This is a genomic window from Kordia sp. E, from assembly GCF_056033805.1.
This window is the reverse complement of the sequence record NZ_JBRASR010000006.1, coordinates 114,376-135,340: the sequence shown is the minus strand read 5'-3', so window position 1 is coordinate 135,340 and position 20,965 is coordinate 114,376. Positions and strand designations below refer to the sequence as shown.

The following is a 20,965-nucleotide window of genomic DNA, read 5'->3' as shown; positions in this document are numbered from 1 at the left end:
TATTCATATGAATTATAAAATTGCCATTGCAGAAGACAATACTTTTTTAGCGAATGCTTTAGTAGAAAAACTTTCTTTCTTTAAAGAAACACTTCAATACACATTTCGTGCACGTGATGGTAAAGAACTGATTGAAAAATTAAAAGAGGATGTAGCGGTTGACTTGATTCTAATGGACATTAAAATGCCTAATATGAATGGAATAGAGGCAACAAAATATATAAAAACACATTATCCAGCGATAAAAATTGTAATGATTACTGTATTTGATGATGATGAAAACATCTTTCAATCTATTCAATCTGGGGCAAACGGATATTTATTAAAAGAAGCAACTGCTGACGAGTTGCATAAAGGAGTTATAGATGTTATGAATGGTGGCGCAACGATGACACCAAGTATTGCCATGAAAACACTCAAAATACTGCAAAACGCTGAAATCAATACGTATGAAGAAAACCACGATATCAAACTCAGTAAGCGTGAAAAAGAAGTTTTAGAACAACTAAGTAAAGGTTATGGATATCAGTTAATTGCTGAAAAACTATTTGTATCACCAGCAACTATTCGTAAACACATTGAAAACATTTACAGAAAGTTGCAAGTACACAATAAAATAGAAGCTTTAGAAAAAGCAAGAAGACATCGTTTGTTATAAACTAAAAAGCCTCTAATTCTACATTAGAGGCTTTTTTATATCTGATAATATCTTATGCTGTTTTTGTTGTCAATTGCTTTATTTTGATTCGGAAAGCTGCGAATAATAATGTTGTAAATGGACTCAGCCAGTTAAAGATGGCGTAAAAGAAATATTCGCCAACGCCAACGCCTAACACTCCAGATTGATACGCTCCACAAGTATTCCACGGAATCAATACTGATGTTACAGTTCCAGAATCTTCAAGTGTTCTACTTAAGTTTTCAGGTGCTAAACCTCTATCTTCGTATGCTTGTTTAAACATTTTACCAGGTATTACGAGTGCTAAGTATTGATCAGAAGCAATAACATTCAATCCTAAACAACTTGCTACTGTACTTGCAAATAGTCCAAAAACGCTTGTTGCCATTTTTAACAATGCTTGTGTGATTCTAGATAATGCGCCAATTGCATCCATAACACCACCAAAGACCATAGCACAAACAATAAGGAAAATTGTCCATAACATTCCGTTCATTCCACCAGAACCAAATAACTTCTTTAACCTTTTAATTGTGATTAATTTTTCTAGGTTTTGTGCTTTGATCGCAACGTCAGTTTGTGACAATGATAAGCCAGTAAAAACACTTTCTAAATCTTCTTTGGTATAAATATCCTCAACATCATCATCCGTAAAAATGTTATTTAAATCTGCATTAGATTTTATTGCTGTAAGTTCTTGTTGATTAAATGTAGCAATATATGTATCGTTTGGAATTTCAATATTAGTATCAGTCAAGAGTGCATTTGTAATCACTTCAGTTTTAGAAGATGATAATTTATTGATCACATCTGTTTGAAATATCAGTGCAAATATTGCTGCAAGAATAACACCAGTAGCCAATGCAATTAATGGTTTTACTTTAAATAATATTAATGCAATTACTGTTAGCGGAACTAGAAATAACCAAGGTGTAATATTAAAATTTGTGCTAATAGTTTCTAGTAAAAATGCAGTATCAGTATTTCCGTTTGTTTCAATAGTTGTACTTAAAATTGTAAATGCAATTAGCGTTACTATAATTGTCGGAACTGTAGTTAATGACATATAGCGAATATGTGTAAACAAATCTGTTCCAGCCATTGCAGGTGCTAAATTTGTAGTATCACTCAATGGTGACATTTTATCTCCAAAATATGCTCCAGAAATTACAGCTCCAGCAATCATTCCTGTTGGAATTCCTAATGTACTACCAATTCCAATTAAAGCAATTCCAACGGTTGCAGATGTTGTCCAGCTACTACCAGTAGCAATAGAAATAATAGCTGCAATAATTACAGATGCTGGTAAAAATATTTCAGGACTCAATACTTGTAAACCATAAAAAACCATTGCTGGAATAATTCCACTAATCAACCAAGTTCCTGCCAAGGCACCAACAAGAAATAAAATCATAATCGGGACAAATACACTTCTAAGATTTTCCCAAATTTCCTTTATCATTAAACTGATAGAAACTTTATTAAATAGCCCGTCAACAATAGCAACTGCAGCACCAAGTAATAAAATTATTTGATTCGTATATGCTCCAAATAATTCTTGTCCTTCTACAAAAAAGATGTTGTACGCTAATAATCCCATAAGAATAACTACAGGGATTAATGCTTCCCAAATACTTAATTCTTTGTTATTAATAATTCTTTGGTCATTAATCTGAGTTTCAGAAATGTTATTTTCTTCTTGCATAATAGTGTGGTTGGTTTCCTAGCGTAATGTTACGATTTTGTAAACTAGTATGCAAATCAATTTGGTTGTGTACCTTTGCGAACTTATAATTAATCATAGTTTGATAATAGCATACTATATATTTCTGTGGTTTTTTCTTTTTCTGAAGTGTAGAAAAGGTTTTACGTTGAATATTTCTGAAGCCTTGGAAGAAATTTAGTAAAAGATTTTAGATTTTAGTTTTCGATAGAAAAACTAAAAACACCTGCCAGAAAAATGCCTTTTCTTTTGTTTCTATTTTCTTTGGGCGAGCAAAGAAAATGAAAGTAATAAATAGAAATGGTTGTTATTATAAATGTTTAAAATTTAAAATTGTTCATGGATTCATTAACGCAAATAGTATTAGGAGCCGCTTGTGCAGAAGCAGTTCTAGGAAAAAAAATAGGAAATAAAGCGTTATTGTATGGTGCAATTGGTGGTACAATTCCAGATTTAGATGTATTTATTGGAGATTGGATTTATAACAATCAAATTGACGCCATGCTGTTTCATAGAGGATTTATGCATTCACTACTCTTTGCAATATTAGCTTCGTTTTTGCTTGCTTGGCTTACGCATAAAGGATATGAAGGCGGTAAAAAGAATAAAATTATTAAATCGATATTTTCATTTCTTGAAAGATTTTGGATAAGTAGATTCCTTTTTAGATGGTATGACAGGTATAGAAATGAAGTTGTAACTACTCGAAAAAACTGGATTTGGCTATTTTTATTAGCTATAGGAACACACCCTATTTTAGATTGCTTTACAGGATACGGGACACAATTATTTTTGCCATTCTCAAATTATCGCGTAGCATTTAGTAATATTTCTGTTGCTGATCCGGCATACACATTACCTTTTTTACTGTGCCTGATTGTGATGATGTTTTTCAACCGTAAAAATCCAACACGAAAATTATGGTTAAAACTGGGTGTTGGAATTAGTTCTGTATACATGTTATTTACGATTGGAAACAAGTTTTATATAAATTCTGTATTTGAAAAATCGTTAGCTGAGCAAGGAATCCAATATGATCGTTACAATACAGAAGCTTCTATTTTGAATAATATTCTATGGTTTGGAATTGCGGAAACCGAAACCGATTATCATGTTGCGTTCTATTCATTATTTGATACAAAATCTACTTTTACAGATTGGAATGTAATTCCAAAAAACCATGATTTAATTCCAAAGTCAAACGAAGATTTAGCACAACTAACTTGGTTTAGTAATGAATTTTACAATCTTCAAGAAAACGAAGACGGAACATACCTTTACAGTGATTTGCGATATCCTTCTATAGATACAGGAAACGGAAAATCGGCAGTTTTCTCGTTTATAGTATTTGAAGATGGAACTCGACTCGACATGAGACCTTTTGCACCAGAGTTTGATGAAAATATGACAATTGGAGATATTTTAAGGATCTTTTGGAAGCGTATAAAGGGGAAATAATTTTATGGTTATGAGTTGAGGATATTTATCAAAAACGTCTCTTCGAGTGATTTTTCATAATGAAATGCAGAAAAATTGCATCGAAAAATAATGTATTTTGTTTAAAACCAGTGTGTTACATGTGGATCTATACTGTAAATTCACAAACATTTTCTACAAACTATCCTCATATAAGCCATCTTCATACAAATGTCCAACACATTTGCTACAAACGTTTTTTCCGACTTTCGCACATTGTTTTCGAGCACTATTTTCAGGTTGACAAGAAAAAATAGTCCATGAATTTTCTTCAATATCCATTTTTCCACAAATTGATTTTTGTTGTGAACGACAATCATCATCTTTAGTTTTAGAGGCTAAAAATAAGTGCATTTCTCCTGAGTCTCTATGTTCTCTTAAAATATAAACGTTTTGGGCCATTCTGTAGGTTTCTTATATAAATCATTGAATTCAGAATTCAATGATAACTATAACCTATAAATGAATTTTACGGAAAACCGTAATGCTGTAATATTTTTTAAAAATTAGGTATAACTACTTAAGTTTTTTCTTTTTTTAGCGTAAGTATTTATATAAAAAAAGGAACATCTTTCGATATTCCTTTTTTCTCGTAGTAACTAAAATTGCCTAATTACACTAAAACAGGCTTTAAAATATTAAGTTCATGCATACATTCACGCATGATTGTGTAGGTTCTTTGAATATCATTGTCCAAACCTATAGAGAAACGAATCAAGCCATCTGTTAAGCCCATTGCTGCTTGTTCGTCTTCCGGGATTTCTGAGGATGTTGAAGTTCCTGGTGCACTAAATAGTGTTTTGTAAAACCCTAAACTTACTGCCAAGTATCCTAAATTTCTTTTTTGCATTAACTCCATAAATTGGTTGGCTTTGTCTATACTTCCAACATCAATGGTAAGCATACCTCCAAAACCATATTCTTCATTCATCATACTTTTAAATAATTCATGTGAAGGATGCGAAGCCAAACCAGGATAGACCGTTTTTAAACCGTCTTCTTGAAATTTTTTTGCTAAATATGCTGCATTGTGACTGTGTTGCTTCATGCGAATGTGCAGCGTTCGTAAATTTTTCAATACGGAAGCTGCTCGCAAACTATCCATTGTAGACCCCAATAGCATAGAAGCACCGTCATTTACATTTCGCAATTCATCAATAAATGCTTGTGTTCCACAAACAACACCACCAACAGTATCACTTGAACCGTTGATAAATTTTGTCAAACTATGAATCACTATATCAGCGCCTAACTTTACGGGCGCAATTGATAATGGAGAAAATGTGTTATCAACCACTAATTGTAAATTATACTTCTTGGCTAATTTGGCTAGACCGGAAATATCAGCAACTTCTAACAACGGATTGCTCACAGATTCACAGTATAATACTTTTGTATTTGGCGTAATTGCTGCTTCAACAATAGCTAGCTTTGTAATATCTACAAAGGAAGTTTCAATATTAAATCGCGGTGTGAAGTTTTTCAGAAAGGCATACGTTCCACCGTAAATAGTTCTACTAGAAACAATATGATCGCCACTTTTACACAATTGTAATAATACTGGCGTAATGGCGCCCATTCCAGAAGCAGAAACATTTGCTGTTTCTGTTCCTTCCATAGCTGCCAATGCTTCGCCCAAATATAAATTACTTGGAGAAGTATGTCTTGAATATAAATAACAACCATCTGCATTCCCTTCAAATGTATCAAACATGGTTTTTGCAGACAAAAATGTATAGGTTGATGAATCTGAAATAGAAGGGTTTACACCTCCGAATTCACCAAAATATTGTAAATCTTGAATAGTATTAGCTGGATTAAATTTCATAGTTTGTAAGCTTAAATTTTTATCAAAAATCTATAATACTAGAATTAAAATCAAGTATTATTAAGTTATATAGAAAATAAAACTATTATAATTTATTTAAGGTGAAATATTTTTTATATTTGATTGAAAAATAATTGAATCGTAGAATTTTTTCCATGTTGAAACTAGATCAAACTGACCGAACGTTGTTAATGCTGTTGCAAGAAGATAGCAAACAAACAACCAAAGAGTTATCAAACAAGTTAAACTTATCTATTACAGCGGTGTATGAACGTATTAAAAAGCTTGAAAAAGAAGCCGTTATTAAAAAATATGTAGCAATTTTAGATAAGAAACGAATTGCAAAAAGTTTTATGGCGCAATGTCATGTCCGTCTCACACAACATTCAAAAGACTTTGTAATGAAGTTTGAACGCGAAATCATAAAACTTGAAGAAGTGTTAGAATGTTATCATGTAAGTGGTGATTACGATTATATTCTGAAAATATTAGTGGAAGACATGGAAGCATATCGCGATTTTATGGTGATGAAATTAACGGCAATTCCCAATATTGGAAATACACATAGTATTTTTGTAATTGGAGAAGTAAAACATACTACAGCAATTTCTGTTTAGAAATACATACCTTTAGCTTTTAACACAATATCGAATGGATTTTCAAAACATCAAATACAAACTCACAGAATTCTTCTTGATTTTTATTCTCATGCCCGTGAGTTTAGTTTTAGACTATCCTGTATGGTTAAAACTCGGATTTGGTGTAACTGGTTTTGTATATATCTGTTGGATGTTACTCAGAGTAGAAAAACAACGTTTTAAACTCAATGAACATCTCAATTGGAAAGCATTTTGGAAACGAACTTTAATTCTTTTGGCTTGTATTTGTGTGTTGACAATTGTATATGTGTGTGTTACAGATGTTTCAAAACTCTTTATTGTTCCCAAAACAAAACTGCTTCTTTGGGTATTTATTCTATTCTTTTACAGTGTATTTTCAGTATATCCACAAGAGTTGATTTATCGTACGTTCTTCTTTGTGCGGTATGAAACCTTATTTAAAAATAAAAATCTATTAATATTTATCAATGGAATTGTATTCTGTTTGGCACATTTCTTTTTTCAAAATACATTGGTATTAATCTTAACCTTCTTAGGTGGAATTTTATTTGCGCTCACTTTCATGAAAACAAAATCAACACTATTAGTAACTATTGAACATGCTATTTACGGAAGTTGGTTATTTACGGTTGGAATGGGAGAAATGCTAGGATTTCCAGTATAAATTACCTCAGTTTTTCTTTTAAAATTGCTTTATAACTTTTGCTGACAGGAATTTTTACAGTATTGATAAGTACATGATTTTGGTCGAATAATTCAATACGTTCCAATTGTATAATGTACGATTTGTGGACTTGAACGAAATTAGAAGGTAACTTTGCTAATGCTTCTGAAATACTTTCTCTAGCTAAAATTTTCTTTGAACTTGTATGATATGTCATATAATTTCCTTCTTTTTCTAGATATAATATGGTTTCTGGCGCAATTTGAAATGTTTGGTAACCACTTTTTATAATAATTCGTTTAGAAACTTTAGTCTCTTTACTAATAGAATTAGATTTCAATTTGTCGATAGACTTCACAAAACGTTGAAACGTAATAGGCTTCAATAAATAATCACTTGCATTGAGTTCATAACTTTCTACAGCGTATTCAGCATATGCAGTAGTGAAAATAATATGTGTAGATTTTGGAATAATTTTAGCAGCTTGAATTCCTGATAAATTGGGCATGTTGATATCTAAAAAAACGACATCTGGCGCTTTTTTTTCAATATAAAGCAGTGCTTCTACTGGATTTCGAAACGTTTGCATACATTCAATATTGGGAATTCGATCACAATAATTTTCAAGTAATTCAATTGCTTTTGGTTCGTCATCTACAATAATGGCTTTTAAGATCATAGCGTTAATTTTAAGATGACTTCATATATGTTTTCTTTTTCTGTAATAACTAATGAATGTTTGTCTGGATACAAAATTGCTAATCTTCTTTTTACATTTTGTAAACCTACACCAGAATCTTCTTTTGGTAAAGTATCATTTTTAGATTTTGTAACAATAGAATTATGACACTTAAAAATAAGTTCTGAAGCTTGCATTTGTATAGAAATATCTATGAAAGATGGTTCGTATATAGAAATTCCGTGTTTAAATGCGTTTTCAACAAAAGGAATAAAAACGGCAGGCGCAATAGTTTTATCTAAAATAGTAGGATCAATAGTAAGCTGAATATTTATAGGATCTTTTACGTCAAATCGCAGTTTATTGAGTTGAATGTAATTTTCTATAAAATGAACTTCCTTTTCAACAACAATAAGATCATCGCCTGTAGAATATAACAAAAAACGGAGCATATCTGATAATTGTGCAATACTGCTTGAAACTTCTGTTTGTTGATGTTTTTCAGCAATGGACAACATGTTGTTTAATGCATTAAATAAAAAATGAGGATTGATTTGAGATTTCAAAAGGTTTAATTCGGCAGTCAATCGATCTTCTTTCAATCGCTGTTTTAAAGCTTCTTCTTTTTGCCAGCGTAAAATCATTAAATGCACAAAGGAGGTTCCAACAAAAAAGATATACAACCATACATCTACCAAGAATGTTTCAAACCTATAGAACTTGAAACCATAAATGAATCCAGACTTTAAATAGTCTAGCACAAAAGCAATAGATATGGTAATGAGTAGAAAAAGGACATATTTGCCAAAAGCCTTTCGATCTATAAATCTTGACAAAAAATATACATTTATATAATACAAAATCATTTTAATAAGTAAACCAATAGAACTGCCATAAATTGACATTGCATCATAATGAATTTCTACTGTTTCGATACCGTCAACAATTTCAATTTCACGATTCACAGGGCTGAAAATCATGAAAATGACACAGCAACTAATAGTCCAGAATAATAGATTCAATCCTATGGATATGATTTTTTTCATATTCAAAAATAAGTTTTAAAATGGAGAAGCCTTTCTTCAAAGTACAATATGTGATAAACGTGCTTTTAAATGGTACCAATAAACAGAATGTAAAGAAAATACCGTAAAAAAGAGGTCTCATACCATTTTATTGTAAGCTTTTGCATGAACAAGTACTTTCGATCTAAATAATAAAAAACGAACAGAATGAAAAAAGTAATAGTAGTAATGTGTGTACTTATGTTGCACATGTATTGTAAAGGGCAAAATCAAACACCTAACGAAGTAAAAGGCAAAATTGAAAACTATTTAAAAACACTAGAAAAGGAAGGATTTTCAGGAAGTGTTTTGGTTGCATATAAAGGAAAAAAGATAATTTCGGACGGATATGGATTCGCGAATCGAGAAAAGGAGATTAAGAACACAAAACAAACCGTTTTCGATATTGGGTCTATCACTAAACAATTTACGGCAGCTGGTATTTTAAAGTTGGAAATGCAAGGAAAGTTAACTGTTGATGATAAAATTTCTAAATACTTTAAAAACGTTCCAAAAGACAAACAAGCAATCAATATTCATCATTTATTGACGCATTCATCTGGTTTGCCGTCTGCAATTGGAGATGATTATGAATACATAACAGAAGCTGATTTTGTAAAGAAAACATTCAAAGACAAACTAACATTTAATATTGGAACATCATATAAATACTCAAATGTTGGCTATACATTATTAGCTATGATTATAGAAAAAGTTTCTGGCGCATCATATGAAGATTATTTATATAAAAACATATGGAAACCAGCTAACATGTTTCAGACAGGTTATGAGCGACCTAATTACAATCAAAAAGAAGTAGCTATTGGATATGGGAAAACAAAAGTTTTTGGAAAGCCTAATGAAAAATGGGATGCAAACGGACCTTCATGGCATTTAAAAGGAAATGGAGGCGTATTATCTACCATAGAAGATATGTATAAATGGCATAAAGCTTTGGCAGGAACAAAAATACTAAGTACAAACACAAAGCAAAAATACTATACAAAACATATTGAAGAAGGTGAAGATGCAGGCTCTTATTACGGATACGGATGGGCAATTTTTCCAACGCCTCGAAATACAGAGTTGATTGCGCATAATGGTGGAAATGGAATATTCTTTGCTGACTTTTGGAGATATCTAACAGAAGATATTGTAATCTTTTCTACGAATAATGCTATTTCTGGGCACTATGATCGCATTAACATGGAAATAGCAGGAATCATACTTAGAAAAGAATATGAACCCAATACGGATTTAGGCAAATCTAGCGGAGATAACTTTGATGGAAATGAAGTAGAAGAATTAGGTGTGATTTTCTTGAAAGGCATTCAACAAAATGATAAAAAGAATTGGAAAGAGTTTATTCAAACACATACAATGGATCATTTTCAAGAATTAGTTTCTATGGAAAAGCACCTAAAAATGTTTACTAAAATTCATGAAAAAGTAAAAAATAAAAAATTGAAAGAAGTACGATTAAGCGAAGGTGAATTAACTCTAATAGTAGGAAACAAAGAATTGATTTTGAATATAGAACAGCAAAATAAAAAACTAAAAATTGCTGGCATTTTTATAGAGTAATCTAAAAGCGAAGCAGCCAAAAGTGATAACGTTCTAAGAGCAATGTGTGTTCAGTAAATCAGTCATATGAAAAATTTATGATGTTTTTTCATTATGTAATATTTTTAACAAAAATGCAACTCAGTTGCATTAATATAACATTAGTTTTGTTAAAGCTATTTTTTTAACAACAACCTTAATGTAACCTTAATTTTTCTATTAAAAAAATGTAAAAACCTTAAAAAATGTATGTTTAACTTTTTTTAGCCACTAAAAATTTTAGATAATATTGTGCATAACCAAAAATTAAATAACATGAAAAAAAATGTAACACTGATTTACGTATTACTATTAGTATTCTTTGTATCCTGTTCAACGGATGACAGTACAACAATAACCGAAACCGACAACCTGTTGGAGAAAAAATTTGACCAAGCAGAAGTTATACCTGGTGAATATATTGTGGTATACAAAAAAAGTACTACACCTAGCAAGATGAATTATTCTGCGACAAGAAGAGGATTAACTCCAGAGTTAAAGAAAGTTCAAGATTATTACAAAGAAAGATCAATAGCTACGTTAAAGTTAATTGGTAGAAGCGAGAAAAATTTAGGACTTGTTTATACTGGAGCAATTCAAGGTTTTCATGCTAAAAATCTATCTATGGACGATGTAGAGATCTTATTAAGCGACGAAACGATTGACTTTATTGAACCAAATCGTAGAGTTGTAAGCGATTTACCAAAGCCAAAAAATCCTCAAGGAGTAAAATTACCATCAATTAATGAAGTAATCAACAAAGCAGATAGCTTTTTACCGAGTGGAGACTTTTTACCATGGGGTGTAGATTACACTGGTAGAGGGAATAACGCTGGTACGAATAGATATGTATTTGTAATAGATACAGGGATTGATCAACATCCAGACTTAACTATTGATACTGGATTATCAGCAAGTTTCTATCCTGGAGAAAACTGGGTTGACAGAAATGGTCATGGTACACACGTTGCTGGAACAATTGGAGCTAAAGCAAATGGCTCTGGAGTTATAGGTGTGGCTTACGGATCTACATTAGTAGCAGTTAAAGTACTTGGAGGTACACAAGGAACTGGTTCTGACGCAGGAATTATTGCGGGTGTTGATTATACATATAATAATTCTATAGCAGGAGATGTATTTAATTATTCTGTTGGGTATCGTACAAGACGAACTAGCAACGCAATAGACAATGCATTTACAACATTAGATAATAAAATATATGGAGCTTTAGCAGCAGGGAATAGTAATGATAATACATTATACTATTCTCCTCAGCGTTTACAAACTAGTCGTACTTGGATGGTTGGTAATCTAACTCGTAATATTACTCCAAACTCTGGTTCAAATTTTGGGGCATCTGTAGATAGATGGGCGCCAGGTACAGACGTATGGTCAACTTGGTTAAACGGTCAGTACAACAGAATTTCTGGAACTTCAATGGCATCTCCGCATGTAGCTGGAATATTGGCAGTTCGCGGAAACAATTCAGTTGGAACAAACGGAAATACAAGCAAAGGCGGTTTTACAGCTCCAAATGCAAAAAAATAAGTTTATAACTTTTACTTCTTCGTTTGATACCTACAAAAAACGTTGAAATTTTTAAACGAATGAAATCTCAGGTAAGATAACTGTCTTATCTGAGATTTTTTATATGTTTTCAGTTCACCTTATTTGATGGTTAGTATCATTAAATGTTTACCGAGATTTAGTTATATTTTCGAAAGTAAAGTACTTCCAATAGGCGAAGCGAGTCAAAAAAATCTAAGAGGAAGGCGCGTCCAAAAGCTATAGTAAGTCTAAGAGCAACGCGTGTCTAAAAGCGTCAGCGTTTCTAAAAACACTTGTGCTGAGTTTACCGAAGTGAAGTGTGTCTAACAATCTAACAACAAAGCATTGCACAACCCTAAAATAATTGTACTTTTGTTGTATTGACAAATAAAAAAGTTCAAAAAATAAGAATATGAATTCATACGATGTAGCCGTAATTGGCTCTGGTCCTGGTGGATATGTTGCTGCCATTCGCTGCGCACAACTAGGCATGAAAACTGCAATCATTGAAAAATATAACACACTTGGTGGAACCTGCTTGAATGTAGGTTGTATTCCGTCAAAAGCGTTGTTAGATTCTTCTCATCATTACGAAGAAGCAATCAAGCATTTTGATACGCACGGAATTGAGATTTCAGGAGAAGTAAAAGTAAATCTTGAAAAAATGATTGCCCGTAAAGCTGCTGTTGTTGATCAAACTACTGGTGGAATTGATTTCTTGATGAAGAAAAATAAGATTGATGTATACGAAGGTTTAGGTAGTTTTAAAGATGCTACACACGTAAACATCGCCAAGAATGATGGAACTTCTGAAGAAATTGAAGCAAAAAATATCATCATTGCTACAGGAAGTAAGCCATCAAACTTGCCATTCATTACACTTGATAAAGAACGTGTAATTACTTCTACAGAAGCATTAAAACTAAAAGAAGTACCAAAACACCTAATCGTAATTGGTGGTGGAGTTATTGGACTTGAATTAGGACAAGTATATAAGCGTTTAGGTTCAGAAGTTACTGTACTTGAATATGCTGATAGAATTATTGGTGGAATGGACGCTGGACTTTCTAAGGAATTAACGAAAGTGTTGAAAAAGCAAAAATTCAAAATCAATACATCTCATGGAGTAAAATCTGTAGAACGTGTTGGTGATGAGGTTGTTGTAAAAGCGGATAATAAAAAAGGAGTAGAAGTAGAATTCAGAGGAGATTACTGTTTAGTATCTGTTGGACGTCGTCCTTACACAGATGGGTTAAACGCTGAAGCTGCTGGTGTAAAAATTGATGACAGAGGTAGAGTAGAAGTAAACGAACATTTACAAACGTCTGCTTCAAACATATATGCAATTGGTGATGTTGTAAAAGGAGCAATGTTAGCACATAAAGCTTCGGAAGAAGGTACTTTAGTTGCAGAAATCATAGCGGGACAAAAACCACATATTGATTACAATTTAATACCTGGAGTTGTGTATACATGGCCAGAAGTTGCTGCAGTTGGTAAAACAGAGCAGGAATTAAAAGATGCTGGAGTTGCCTACAAATCTGGTCAATTTCCAATGCGTGCGTTAGGTAGAAGTAGAGCAAGTATGGATTTAGATGGTTTCATCAAAATCTTAGCAGACGAAACTACAGATGAAATCTTAGGAGTTCACATGATTGGAGCAAGAGCAGCTGATTTAATCGCGGAAGCGGTTGTTGCAATGGAATACAGAGCATCTGCGGAAGATATAGCACGTATGTCACATGCACATCCAACATTTGCAGAAGCAATCAAAGAAGCAGCCTTAGCAGCTACAGAAGATAGAGCATTACACGTATAAAACGTTTTACATACAAAATTAAAAACTCCAGTTTTCGCTGGAGTTTTTTTGTATAATTATGCGATGAATTACCATTTTACAGGATCAAATGCATTTTAATAATTTACCATAAAATTTAATACGTATTTATATATAAAGAAAGTAAATTCGTGTCAAATTTTAAAGGAAATAATTATGATTAAGAAAGGTCTAATAATGATAATGTTCGGTTTAGGGCTGTTAGGTTTTACTGCATGTTCTAGTGATGATAACTCTGTTGCTGTACCTATGTCTACACTAACATTGAATCTAAATGGATTGGAAACTTTAGATAGTGGATTTGTATATGAAGGATGGATTATTGTAAATGGTACACCAATTTCTACTGGGAGATTTAATACGGCTACTATAAATTCAACACAAGTATTCACTTTAGTAACATCTGAATTAGAAGCTGCTACACAATTTGTTTTATCAATAGAGCCAGTCAATGAAGATGTTCCTGCACCATCTGATACAAAAATATTAGCAGGAGATTTTGTTGCTAATGCAGCAACTTTGTCAATAAATAGTGTAGTTGGAAACTTTGCAAATACTGCAAATCCATTTTCTGGATCATTTGTAACAGCAACACCAACAGATAATACAAATGGTGTTGATAATGGAAACAATGATCGTGGAGTATGGTTTATTCAAAATCCAACTACTGCAGGATTGATCAATTTACCTCAATTATCAGCAGGATGGAAATATGAAGGTTGGGCAGTATTCAATAATGGAAACTCTCCAGCTACAACTGGTCAATTTTCAAATGCTTCTGGAGTAGATAGTTCTTCACCTTACAGTGGAAACGAACCAGCTCCATTATTCCCAGGAGAAGATTTCTTATTTAACTTACCAGCAGGAATAGATGGTGTTGTTACAGGACTTCCTATTGTAATTTCTATAGAGCCAGATTTAGATGGAGATCCAAATACTCCATTCTTTTTAAAGCCAATTGGAGGAACAGAAGGTATTAGTGGTAATGCCTTAACAGTTACAAATAATATTAACGCAACGATTAATGGAACTGCGGTTAGATAACAAAAATATTTATATAGATAAAAAACTCCAGCAATTCGCTGGAGTTTTTTTATGTTCAAAATGTAAGTTCTTACTTTTTTACCGACTACAAAATCAATAACCTCGATAAACCTAAAAAAGTAATAACAAATAGTATGAATTCTCTTTGGTATCTTAATGATGTAAATCTCTTCAATATCTTATGTCCACATAAGTTTAAGAAATTCAAAAAAGGTCATGAATTTGATGCGTATAAAAAGCAGGATTACATTTACTTTGAGGAAGACTCAGCTAATAAACTGTATCTTATTGAAAAAGGAAAAGTAAAGCTTGGTTACTATACAGAAGATGGAGAAGAAGTCGTAAAATCAATTTTATCGAAAGGAGAATTGTTTGGAGAAAAAGCCATCTTGGGTGAAGAAAAAAGAAATGAATTTGCACAGTCTGTAGACAACACAACATCTATCTGTCCGATTGGAGTTGACACGATGCACGACTTAATGAGAGACAATCAAACCTTCACATTAAAGATATATAAGTTCATTGGTTTTCGTATCAAAAAACTAGAACGCAGATTACAATTGTTACTATTTAAAGATACCAAAACACGCTTACTAGAATTCCTAAAAGAGTTGTGTGAAGAGCATGGATATGACTGTCCAGAAACTGGCGATCATGTAGTGAAACATCCATACACACAAAAAGATATAGCAAGCTTAATAGGTACTTCGCGCCCAACATTAAGCACTATAATGAACGAATTAAAAGAAGCAAATATCATAGATTTTAACCGAAAAGAAATTCGTTTTATTCGTTAAAAAAACACTATATTTAAAACATACAAAAAACGACTATTTTATAGTCAAAAAGCACCCGAAATTGGCATGACAGCATGACAGTTTCGGGTGTTGTTTTTATGTTGTATTTTTTAATGAAGTAAGTGTATTTAATTATTTGATTATTAATTAATTGAAAATAAATAAATTAACCATTATGTAAATAAATATTTTCAAGAATTTTGCTATTTTTTTCAGAAGTGTCAGCTAGCTAACATTTCACGTGATTTTGCCATCATATATTTGTACCATAATCATAAAAAAAATACTCGCAATGATAAAAAAAATGTTTTTGGGATTAGCGTTAGGATTCTTCGCAGTCTCATGTAGTAGTGACGATGATGCCACAGTTGCATTATCAAGTTTAAATGTAAACTTAAACGGATTAGAAAATTTAGGTGCAGACTTCGTATATGAAGGTTGGATTATTGTAAATGGAAGTCCAGTTTCAACAGGAATTTTTACAGTAAACGATGCAGGAGCTTTATCAAGAAGTTCTTTCACAGTTGATGCAAATCAATTAGCAGCTGCAACAACATTTGTGCTTTCAATTGAGCCAACTGTTGATACAGATCCAGCGCCAGCACCAACAAAATTATTAGCAGGTGATTTCTCAGGAGATACTGCAGCTGTAGGATTAGGTCCGGTAACAAGTACTGGAGACTTTAACAATGCTTCAGGAGTATTCTTTTTAAGAACTCCAACAGACGAACTTCCAGGATCTGGAAATAACGGAAACGATCAATATGGTGTTTGGTACGGTACTCCAGGTATGCCACCAACATCAGGCTTGAACTTGCCTACTTTAGCTGACGGATGGAAGTATGAAGGTTGGGTAGTAGTTGATGGAGTAGGTCCATTAACAACAGGAACATTTACAGCATTTGGTTCTGTTGATGAATCTAACGATTTCAGTGGAACAGAAAACAATGTCGGACCTCCAATTCCAGGAGAAGACTTTTTCCTTAACGAACCAGCTGGTTTTACATTCCCACTAGATGTACGCGGACGTACCGTAGTAATCTCTGTAGAACCTAGCCCAGATAACAGCCCAGCACCATTCTTATTAAAGCCCCTAGTAGGAACTGCCGGAACTGCAACTGCGCCAACAACTAACAACTTTAATCTAAACGCTTCATCATTCCCAACGGGAACAATAGTGCGATAATCTTTATGATTATTATCGTTAGATTTGAAACACGTTATCACTTGTGATAGCGTGTTTCTTTTTTTTGATCGTTTTGCTTTTGAGTTGTTAATTTTATTTTAAAATAGTTTATCCAAGAAAGTTTTATCTAGACTAACGACTAATTTGTATCTTTCATTTTATAAATATTAAGTATGAACATCACCAAAAAACAATGGAGTAATATTATATTTTTCATTGTCTTAGCACTAATTATTTTTACGCCAGTTGGTACGTATATAAAAGTCAAATTGAATCAATTTAAGATCGTGTTCTCAAAACCTTCAAGCATTGAAGAGGTGAAAAGAGAAGCTGTAAATGATTTTAACTGGAATTTGGTAGATAGTGCTGGTAAAAAAGTGAACTTTAAGGAAATGGAAGGAGAAGTAGTCTTACTTAACTTCTGGGCAACTTGGTGTCCGCCATGTGTTGCCGAAATGCCTAGTTTAAATGAATTACATAAAGATTACAAAGATAAAATCAGGTTTGTATTTGTTGCTAATGATAATGTAAAAAGTGTAAATACTTATTTAAAAAAGAATCAATTCGATTTACCTGTATACTATTCTTCAGATGATGCACCAACAGCATTGTATTCTAAAAGTATTCCTGCTACATTTTTAATTGATGATCAAGGTAAAATTGTGATGAAAGAAATTGGTTCTTCTGACTGGAATAGTACAAATGTTCGCAATCAAATAGATGAGTTACTTGCTTTTTCGCTTGCTGAATAATTGCATTAAGAATAAACTTGAAAGAATCATTGTAAACGCATATACGCTATCTTCTACAGGAATTGTTCCCATACGAATGCCCAAATTTTCAACGTTGTTATACCAAACGACAGGACTTTCAATCCAGCTTCCTGTTAAAACGCCATTCACAATAAAGAAAGGAATTAACATCACAAGAAACGTCAAATAGTAGCTTTCTAAAATTTTTGGTGAAACTTTTAAAACGATACATAATAAAATTGCACCATATCCTAAATCAACTACCGTATACCATTTGTCGTAGAAAACAATCGCGCCAAGTGTAAAAATAGCTAACAGAATATAACTAATTATTTTTGTCGTTTTTGATGACAATCGCATATTCGGCAATAAATGTTGTAATGAATAATGTGTAAAAATACATGCGTACGGAATACAAATGAAAAACAACCATTCTTCAATTGGCAATGAAAAGATGGTGTATTCTAAATAGTAGTCTGTATTAAATCCCCAAAAATCGTTTATTGTAAAAAGTACATCCCATGGAATAAACACCAACATGGTGATTAAAATGGCTGGGAACAAGTGTTTCCAATGTTTATAGAATTTTAATCTTGGATGAAAACTAAACAGAAATGGAACAATAAATGATCCGACATTTAGTAAAATATACAGGCTCTTCATGTGATTATTTACGCTTAAAATATTTCATAGGAACCCAAAGCATTCCGAAACATTCTCCATCACCTTTTCCTAAGTGTTTGTGGTGAATTTTGTGCGCTCTACGGATTCCTTTTGCATACCAATTGTCAGCATTTCGGAATAATTTGAAACGTTGATGAATAAAGATATCATGTACAATAAAGTACGCAAGTCCATATGCGAAAATCCCAATTCCTATTGGTAATCCTGACCAGAAAAGTTCAAATTTCCACAGTAAAAAACATCCAATGCTTATGATTGCATAAAATATAAAGAAAGCATCATTACGTTCAAACCAAGAATCATGATCCTTATTATGATGATCTTTGTGAAGTGACCACAAAAAACCATGCATTACATACTTGTGCGTTGCCCAAGCCATGAATTCCATCATGCAAAATGTTCCTAAAAATATTGCGATCCAAATAAGCGTTGTCATTGTTTCCTATTTTATATAAGATTGAGTTGATAATTAACGTACGACTTTGCTAATAACGCCATTTTTTGATAATTCGGAATACGAATTCTAGCATTTTTTATATTCTTTGAAGGCGTTTTCTTTAGCTTTTTTAATAACTTGAAATAATATTTATATGCAGTAAATACACCAAATTTAGCTTCTATTGGTAATCTTCCAATTCCTTCTAAACCTAATTTGAAATCGTGTTCAATTTCTGCAATAATTTTTTGTTTCGATTCTTCATCTAAGTTTTTTAAATCAGCATCAGGGAAATACGTGCGATCTAAATCTTCAAAATCAGCTTTTAAATCACGTAAAAAATTCACTTTTTGAAAAGCAGAACCTAATGACATTGCTGAAGATTTCAATTCTTCATATTTTGTAACATCACCTTTTACAAATACTTTTAAGCACATTAAGCCAATAACATCGGCCGAACCATAAATGTATTCATTGTATTCTTCCTGTGTTAAATAAACTTTTTTATCTAAATCTTGACGCATACTTTTCATAAAAGCATCGATCAAGTGTTTAGGAATATTGTATTTAAGAACCGTATGTTGAAAAGAATTCAAAATAGGGTTTAAGCTAATTTTCTGTTCAAGTGCGCAGTCTAAATCGTTTTGAAACTTATTCAGCAAAAATTCTTTATCGTACTCATGAAAAGAATCTACAATTTCGTCGGCAAAACGGACAAATCCATAAATATTGTAAATGTCTTGTCGAATAGAAGGTGATAACATTTTTGTAGCTAATGAGAACGATGTACTATAGGACTTCGTTACGTGTGTACTACATTGATATGAAACAGAATCAAATAGGGCTTTCATGAGTATTTGGTTGATGTCTAATGATTAATTCGGCTGCTAACTTCCCTGAAATTAATGCTGGAGGAACTCCAGGGCCAGGAACAGTTAATTGTCCAGTAAAGTATAAATTGGATACTTTTTTACTTTTCAATTTAGGTCGTAAAAATGCAGTTTGAAGCAACGTGTTTGCCATTCCATATGCATTTCCTTTATATGAATTGTATTCTTTTATAAAATCATTTACACAAAAGGATTCCTTAAATATAATATGATTTGAGATATTTTGTTGCGTAATTTCCTGAAATCTATTCATAATAATTTTAAAATATTCTTCACGAATCTCAGGCGTATCTTCCAGTCCTGGCGCAATTGGAATTAAAAAGAAACCAGCTTCTTTTCCTTTTGGAGCCATTGAAACATCTGTGATAGAAGGGAAATTTGCATAGAATAAAGGCTCTTTTGGCCAAGCAGCTTTATCGTAAATGACATGTGCGTGTGCATCAAAATCAACATCAAAAAATAATGTATGATGTGATACATTTTGTATTTTCTTGTCAAAGCCAACATAAAATAAGAGGGAAGAAGGAGCAAATGTTTTCTTGTCCCAATAATTTTCTGAATACTGACGATATTGTGGAGCTAACAACGTTTCAGAATGATGATAATCGGCTCCAGATAATACAATATCAGTTTCAAATTCATCATGCTGTGTTATAACTTTGGTAGCTTTTTTATTTTCAACGTTTATTTCTTGTACGTTTTGATCGGTTTTAATGGTAACGCCTAAGTTTTTTGCCAGTGTTTCCATTGCTTGGATCACACTATACATTCCGCCATTTGGATGCCAAGTTCCTAGTCCGAAATCGGCATAATTCATAAAACTATAGAACGAAGGTGTATCACTTGGCTTTGCGCCTAAAAATAATACAGGAAATTCTAATATTTTGATCAATCGATCATTTTTGAATTCTTTTCGAACATCACGTTTAATGTTGCTAAAAAATTGACCTAATCTTTTTATAGTTTTAGCATTTACCAGTTCTAAAGGTGAAACGCCTGGTTTATATACCAGATCTTTAATGGCAACATTGTAATTATCTTCAGCGTTTGCAATAAATTTTTTAAGCTTTGTGCTACTTCCTTTTTCTTCATTTTCAAATGCTGCACAAATTTTTTCAAGTGTATCTTCAATATGTATAGTATCTTCTTTACCAAAATATACTTGATACGCAGGATTTAATTTGTCTAATTGATAAAAGTCAGAAGTTTTTTTGTCAAAATCATTGAAGAAACGTTCAAATACATCAGGCATCCAGTACCAAGAAGGTCCAATGTCAAATGTAAATCCATCTCTTTTTAATTGTCTAGCACGTCCACCAACAGTAGCGTTTTTTTCAAGAATTGTTACTTCGTATCCTGCTTGTGCTAAATAACAAGAAGCAGATAGAGAAGAAAAACCAGAACCTATAATTATAATTTTTGATTTCATTGTTTAACAAATATAGTAAAAAGTTAA

General features: G+C 32.3%; 20 protein-coding genes. 11 read left to right on the top strand and 9 right to left on the bottom strand.

Features of this window, described 5'->3' with window-relative positions; translation table 11 throughout:
- Positions 1 to 7 precede the first annotated feature (7 nt).
- The gene (locus ACUUYC_RS22575; RefSeq protein ID WP_474269618.1) at positions 8 to 658 is read left to right on the top strand and encodes a response regulator; all 651 of its coding nucleotides are present in this window, start codon (positions 8 to 10) and stop codon (positions 656 to 658) included.
- Between the two features lie 52 nt (positions 659 to 710).
- Here the strand turns inward: ACUUYC_RS22575 and ACUUYC_RS22570 are convergent, their stop codons facing one another.
- A complete protein-coding gene (locus ACUUYC_RS22570; RefSeq protein ID WP_474269616.1) occupies positions 711 to 2,384 on the bottom strand; it encodes a Na+/H+ antiporter NhaC family protein in 1,674 nt (557 codons plus the stop codon).
- Positions 2,385 to 2,741: 357 nt separating this feature from the next.
- On the opposite strand from ACUUYC_RS22570, the gene ACUUYC_RS22565 reads away from it, so the two are divergent.
- Entirely contained in the window at positions 2,742 to 3,860 is a 1,119-nt protein-coding gene (locus ACUUYC_RS22565) for a metal-dependent hydrolase (RefSeq protein ID WP_474269614.1), read from the top strand.
- Positions 3,861 to 4,013: 153 nt separating this feature from the next.
- Here the strand turns inward: ACUUYC_RS22565 and ACUUYC_RS22560 are convergent, their stop codons facing one another.
- Together ACUUYC_RS22560 and ACUUYC_RS22555 are read right to left on the bottom strand one after the other, a co-directional pair.
- Positions 4,014 to 4,280 (bottom strand): hypothetical protein, encoded by a 267-nt coding sequence (locus tag ACUUYC_RS22560; protein ID WP_474269612.1) that lies wholly within the window; start codon positions 4,278 to 4,280, stop codon positions 4,014 to 4,016.
- 211 nt (positions 4,281 to 4,491) lie between these two features.
- Entirely contained in the window at positions 4,492 to 5,706 is a 1,215-nt protein-coding gene (locus tag ACUUYC_RS22555; protein WP_474269610.1) for an aminotransferase class I/II-fold pyridoxal phosphate-dependent enzyme, read from the bottom strand.
- 155 nt (positions 5,707 to 5,861) lie between these two features.
- Between ACUUYC_RS22555 and ACUUYC_RS22550 the strand changes: the two genes are divergently transcribed.
- Both ACUUYC_RS22550 and ACUUYC_RS22545 read left to right on the top strand, forming a co-directional pair.
- Positions 5,862 to 6,323: an Lrp/AsnC family transcriptional regulator gene (locus tag ACUUYC_RS22550; protein WP_474269608.1), complete on the top strand. Its 462-nt coding sequence runs from the start codon at positions 5,862 to 5,864 to the stop codon at positions 6,321 to 6,323.
- A gap of 34 nt (positions 6,324 to 6,357) precedes the next feature.
- Complete coding sequence (locus ACUUYC_RS22545; RefSeq protein WP_474269606.1) at positions 6,358 to 6,990, top strand: CPBP family intramembrane glutamic endopeptidase; 633 nt, start codon at positions 6,358 to 6,360, stop codon at positions 6,988 to 6,990.
- Position 6,991: 1 nt separating this feature from the next.
- Here ACUUYC_RS22545 and ACUUYC_RS22540 read toward each other — a convergent pair whose 3' ends face one another.
- Both ACUUYC_RS22540 and ACUUYC_RS22535 read right to left on the bottom strand, forming a co-directional pair.
- The gene (locus ACUUYC_RS22540) at positions 6,992 to 7,669 is read right to left on the bottom strand and encodes a LytR/AlgR family response regulator transcription factor (protein ID WP_474269605.1); all 678 of its coding nucleotides are present in this window, start codon (positions 7,667 to 7,669) and stop codon (positions 6,992 to 6,994) included.
- A complete protein-coding gene (locus ACUUYC_RS22535; RefSeq protein ID WP_474269603.1) occupies positions 7,666 to 8,715 on the bottom strand; it encodes a sensor histidine kinase in 1,050 nt (349 codons plus the stop codon). Before ACUUYC_RS22535 ends, ACUUYC_RS22540 begins: the two co-directional genes overlap by 4 nt.
- A 186-nt stretch (positions 8,716 to 8,901) precedes the next feature.
- On the opposite strand from ACUUYC_RS22535, the gene ACUUYC_RS22530 reads away from it, so the two are divergent.
- The 7 genes from ACUUYC_RS22530 to ACUUYC_RS22500 all read left to right on the top strand — a co-directional run bounded on the left by ACUUYC_RS22530 (position 8,902) and on the right by ACUUYC_RS22500 (position 17,499).
- Positions 8,902 to 10,317, top strand: a complete 1,416-nt coding sequence (locus tag ACUUYC_RS22530; RefSeq protein WP_474269602.1) for a serine hydrolase domain-containing protein — start codon at positions 8,902 to 8,904, stop codon at positions 10,315 to 10,317.
- A 294-nt stretch (positions 10,318 to 10,611) separates the two neighbouring features.
- Positions 10,612 to 11,883, top strand: coding sequence for a S8 family serine peptidase (locus ACUUYC_RS22525; protein WP_474269600.1), 1,272 nt, complete (start codon positions 10,612 to 10,614; stop codon positions 11,881 to 11,883).
- Between the two features lie 412 nt (positions 11,884 to 12,295).
- Entirely contained in the window at positions 12,296 to 13,702 is a 1,407-nt protein-coding gene (gene lpdA / locus ACUUYC_RS22520) for a dihydrolipoyl dehydrogenase (RefSeq protein WP_474269598.1), read from the top strand.
- Between the two features lie 174 nt (positions 13,703 to 13,876).
- A complete protein-coding gene (locus ACUUYC_RS22515; RefSeq protein ID WP_474269596.1) occupies positions 13,877 to 14,764 on the top strand; it encodes a hypothetical protein in 888 nt (295 codons plus the stop codon).
- Positions 14,765 to 14,898: 134 nt separating this feature from the next.
- Positions 14,899 to 15,561, top strand: a complete 663-nt coding sequence (locus ACUUYC_RS22510; protein WP_474269595.1) for a Crp/Fnr family transcriptional regulator — start codon at positions 14,899 to 14,901, stop codon at positions 15,559 to 15,561.
- Positions 15,562 to 15,853: 292 nt separating this feature from the next.
- Positions 15,854 to 16,747: an anti-sigma factor gene (locus ACUUYC_RS22505; RefSeq protein WP_474269593.1), complete on the top strand. Its 894-nt coding sequence runs from the start codon at positions 15,854 to 15,856 to the stop codon at positions 16,745 to 16,747.
- Positions 16,748 to 16,920: 173 nt separating this feature from the next.
- Complete coding sequence (locus tag ACUUYC_RS22500) at positions 16,921 to 17,499, top strand: TlpA family protein disulfide reductase (RefSeq protein WP_474269591.1); 579 nt, start codon at positions 16,921 to 16,923, stop codon at positions 17,497 to 17,499.
- On the opposite strand, the gene ACUUYC_RS22495 is transcribed toward ACUUYC_RS22500, so the two are convergent.
- Genes ACUUYC_RS22495 through ACUUYC_RS22480 form a run of 4 tightly spaced genes read right to left on the bottom strand, consistent with a single transcriptional unit; the run spans position 17,473 to position 20,938 of the window.
- Positions 17,473 to 18,162 (bottom strand): lycopene cyclase domain-containing protein, encoded by a 690-nt coding sequence (locus ACUUYC_RS22495; protein ID WP_474269589.1) that lies wholly within the window; start codon positions 18,160 to 18,162, stop codon positions 17,473 to 17,475. The genes ACUUYC_RS22500 and ACUUYC_RS22495 overlap by 27 nt on opposite strands.
- A gap of 4 nt (positions 18,163 to 18,166) precedes the next feature.
- Entirely contained in the window at positions 18,167 to 18,619 is a 453-nt protein-coding gene (locus ACUUYC_RS22490; protein ID WP_474269587.1) for a sterol desaturase family protein, read from the bottom strand.
- 11 nt (positions 18,620 to 18,630) lie between these two features.
- Complete coding sequence (locus ACUUYC_RS22485) at positions 18,631 to 19,470, bottom strand: phytoene/squalene synthase family protein (RefSeq protein WP_474269585.1); 840 nt, start codon at positions 19,468 to 19,470, stop codon at positions 18,631 to 18,633.
- Entirely contained in the window at positions 19,454 to 20,938 is a 1,485-nt protein-coding gene (locus ACUUYC_RS22480) for a phytoene desaturase family protein (protein ID WP_474269583.1), read from the bottom strand. Before ACUUYC_RS22480 ends, ACUUYC_RS22485 begins: the two co-directional genes overlap by 17 nt.
- Positions 20,939 to 20,965 lie beyond the last annotated feature (27 nt).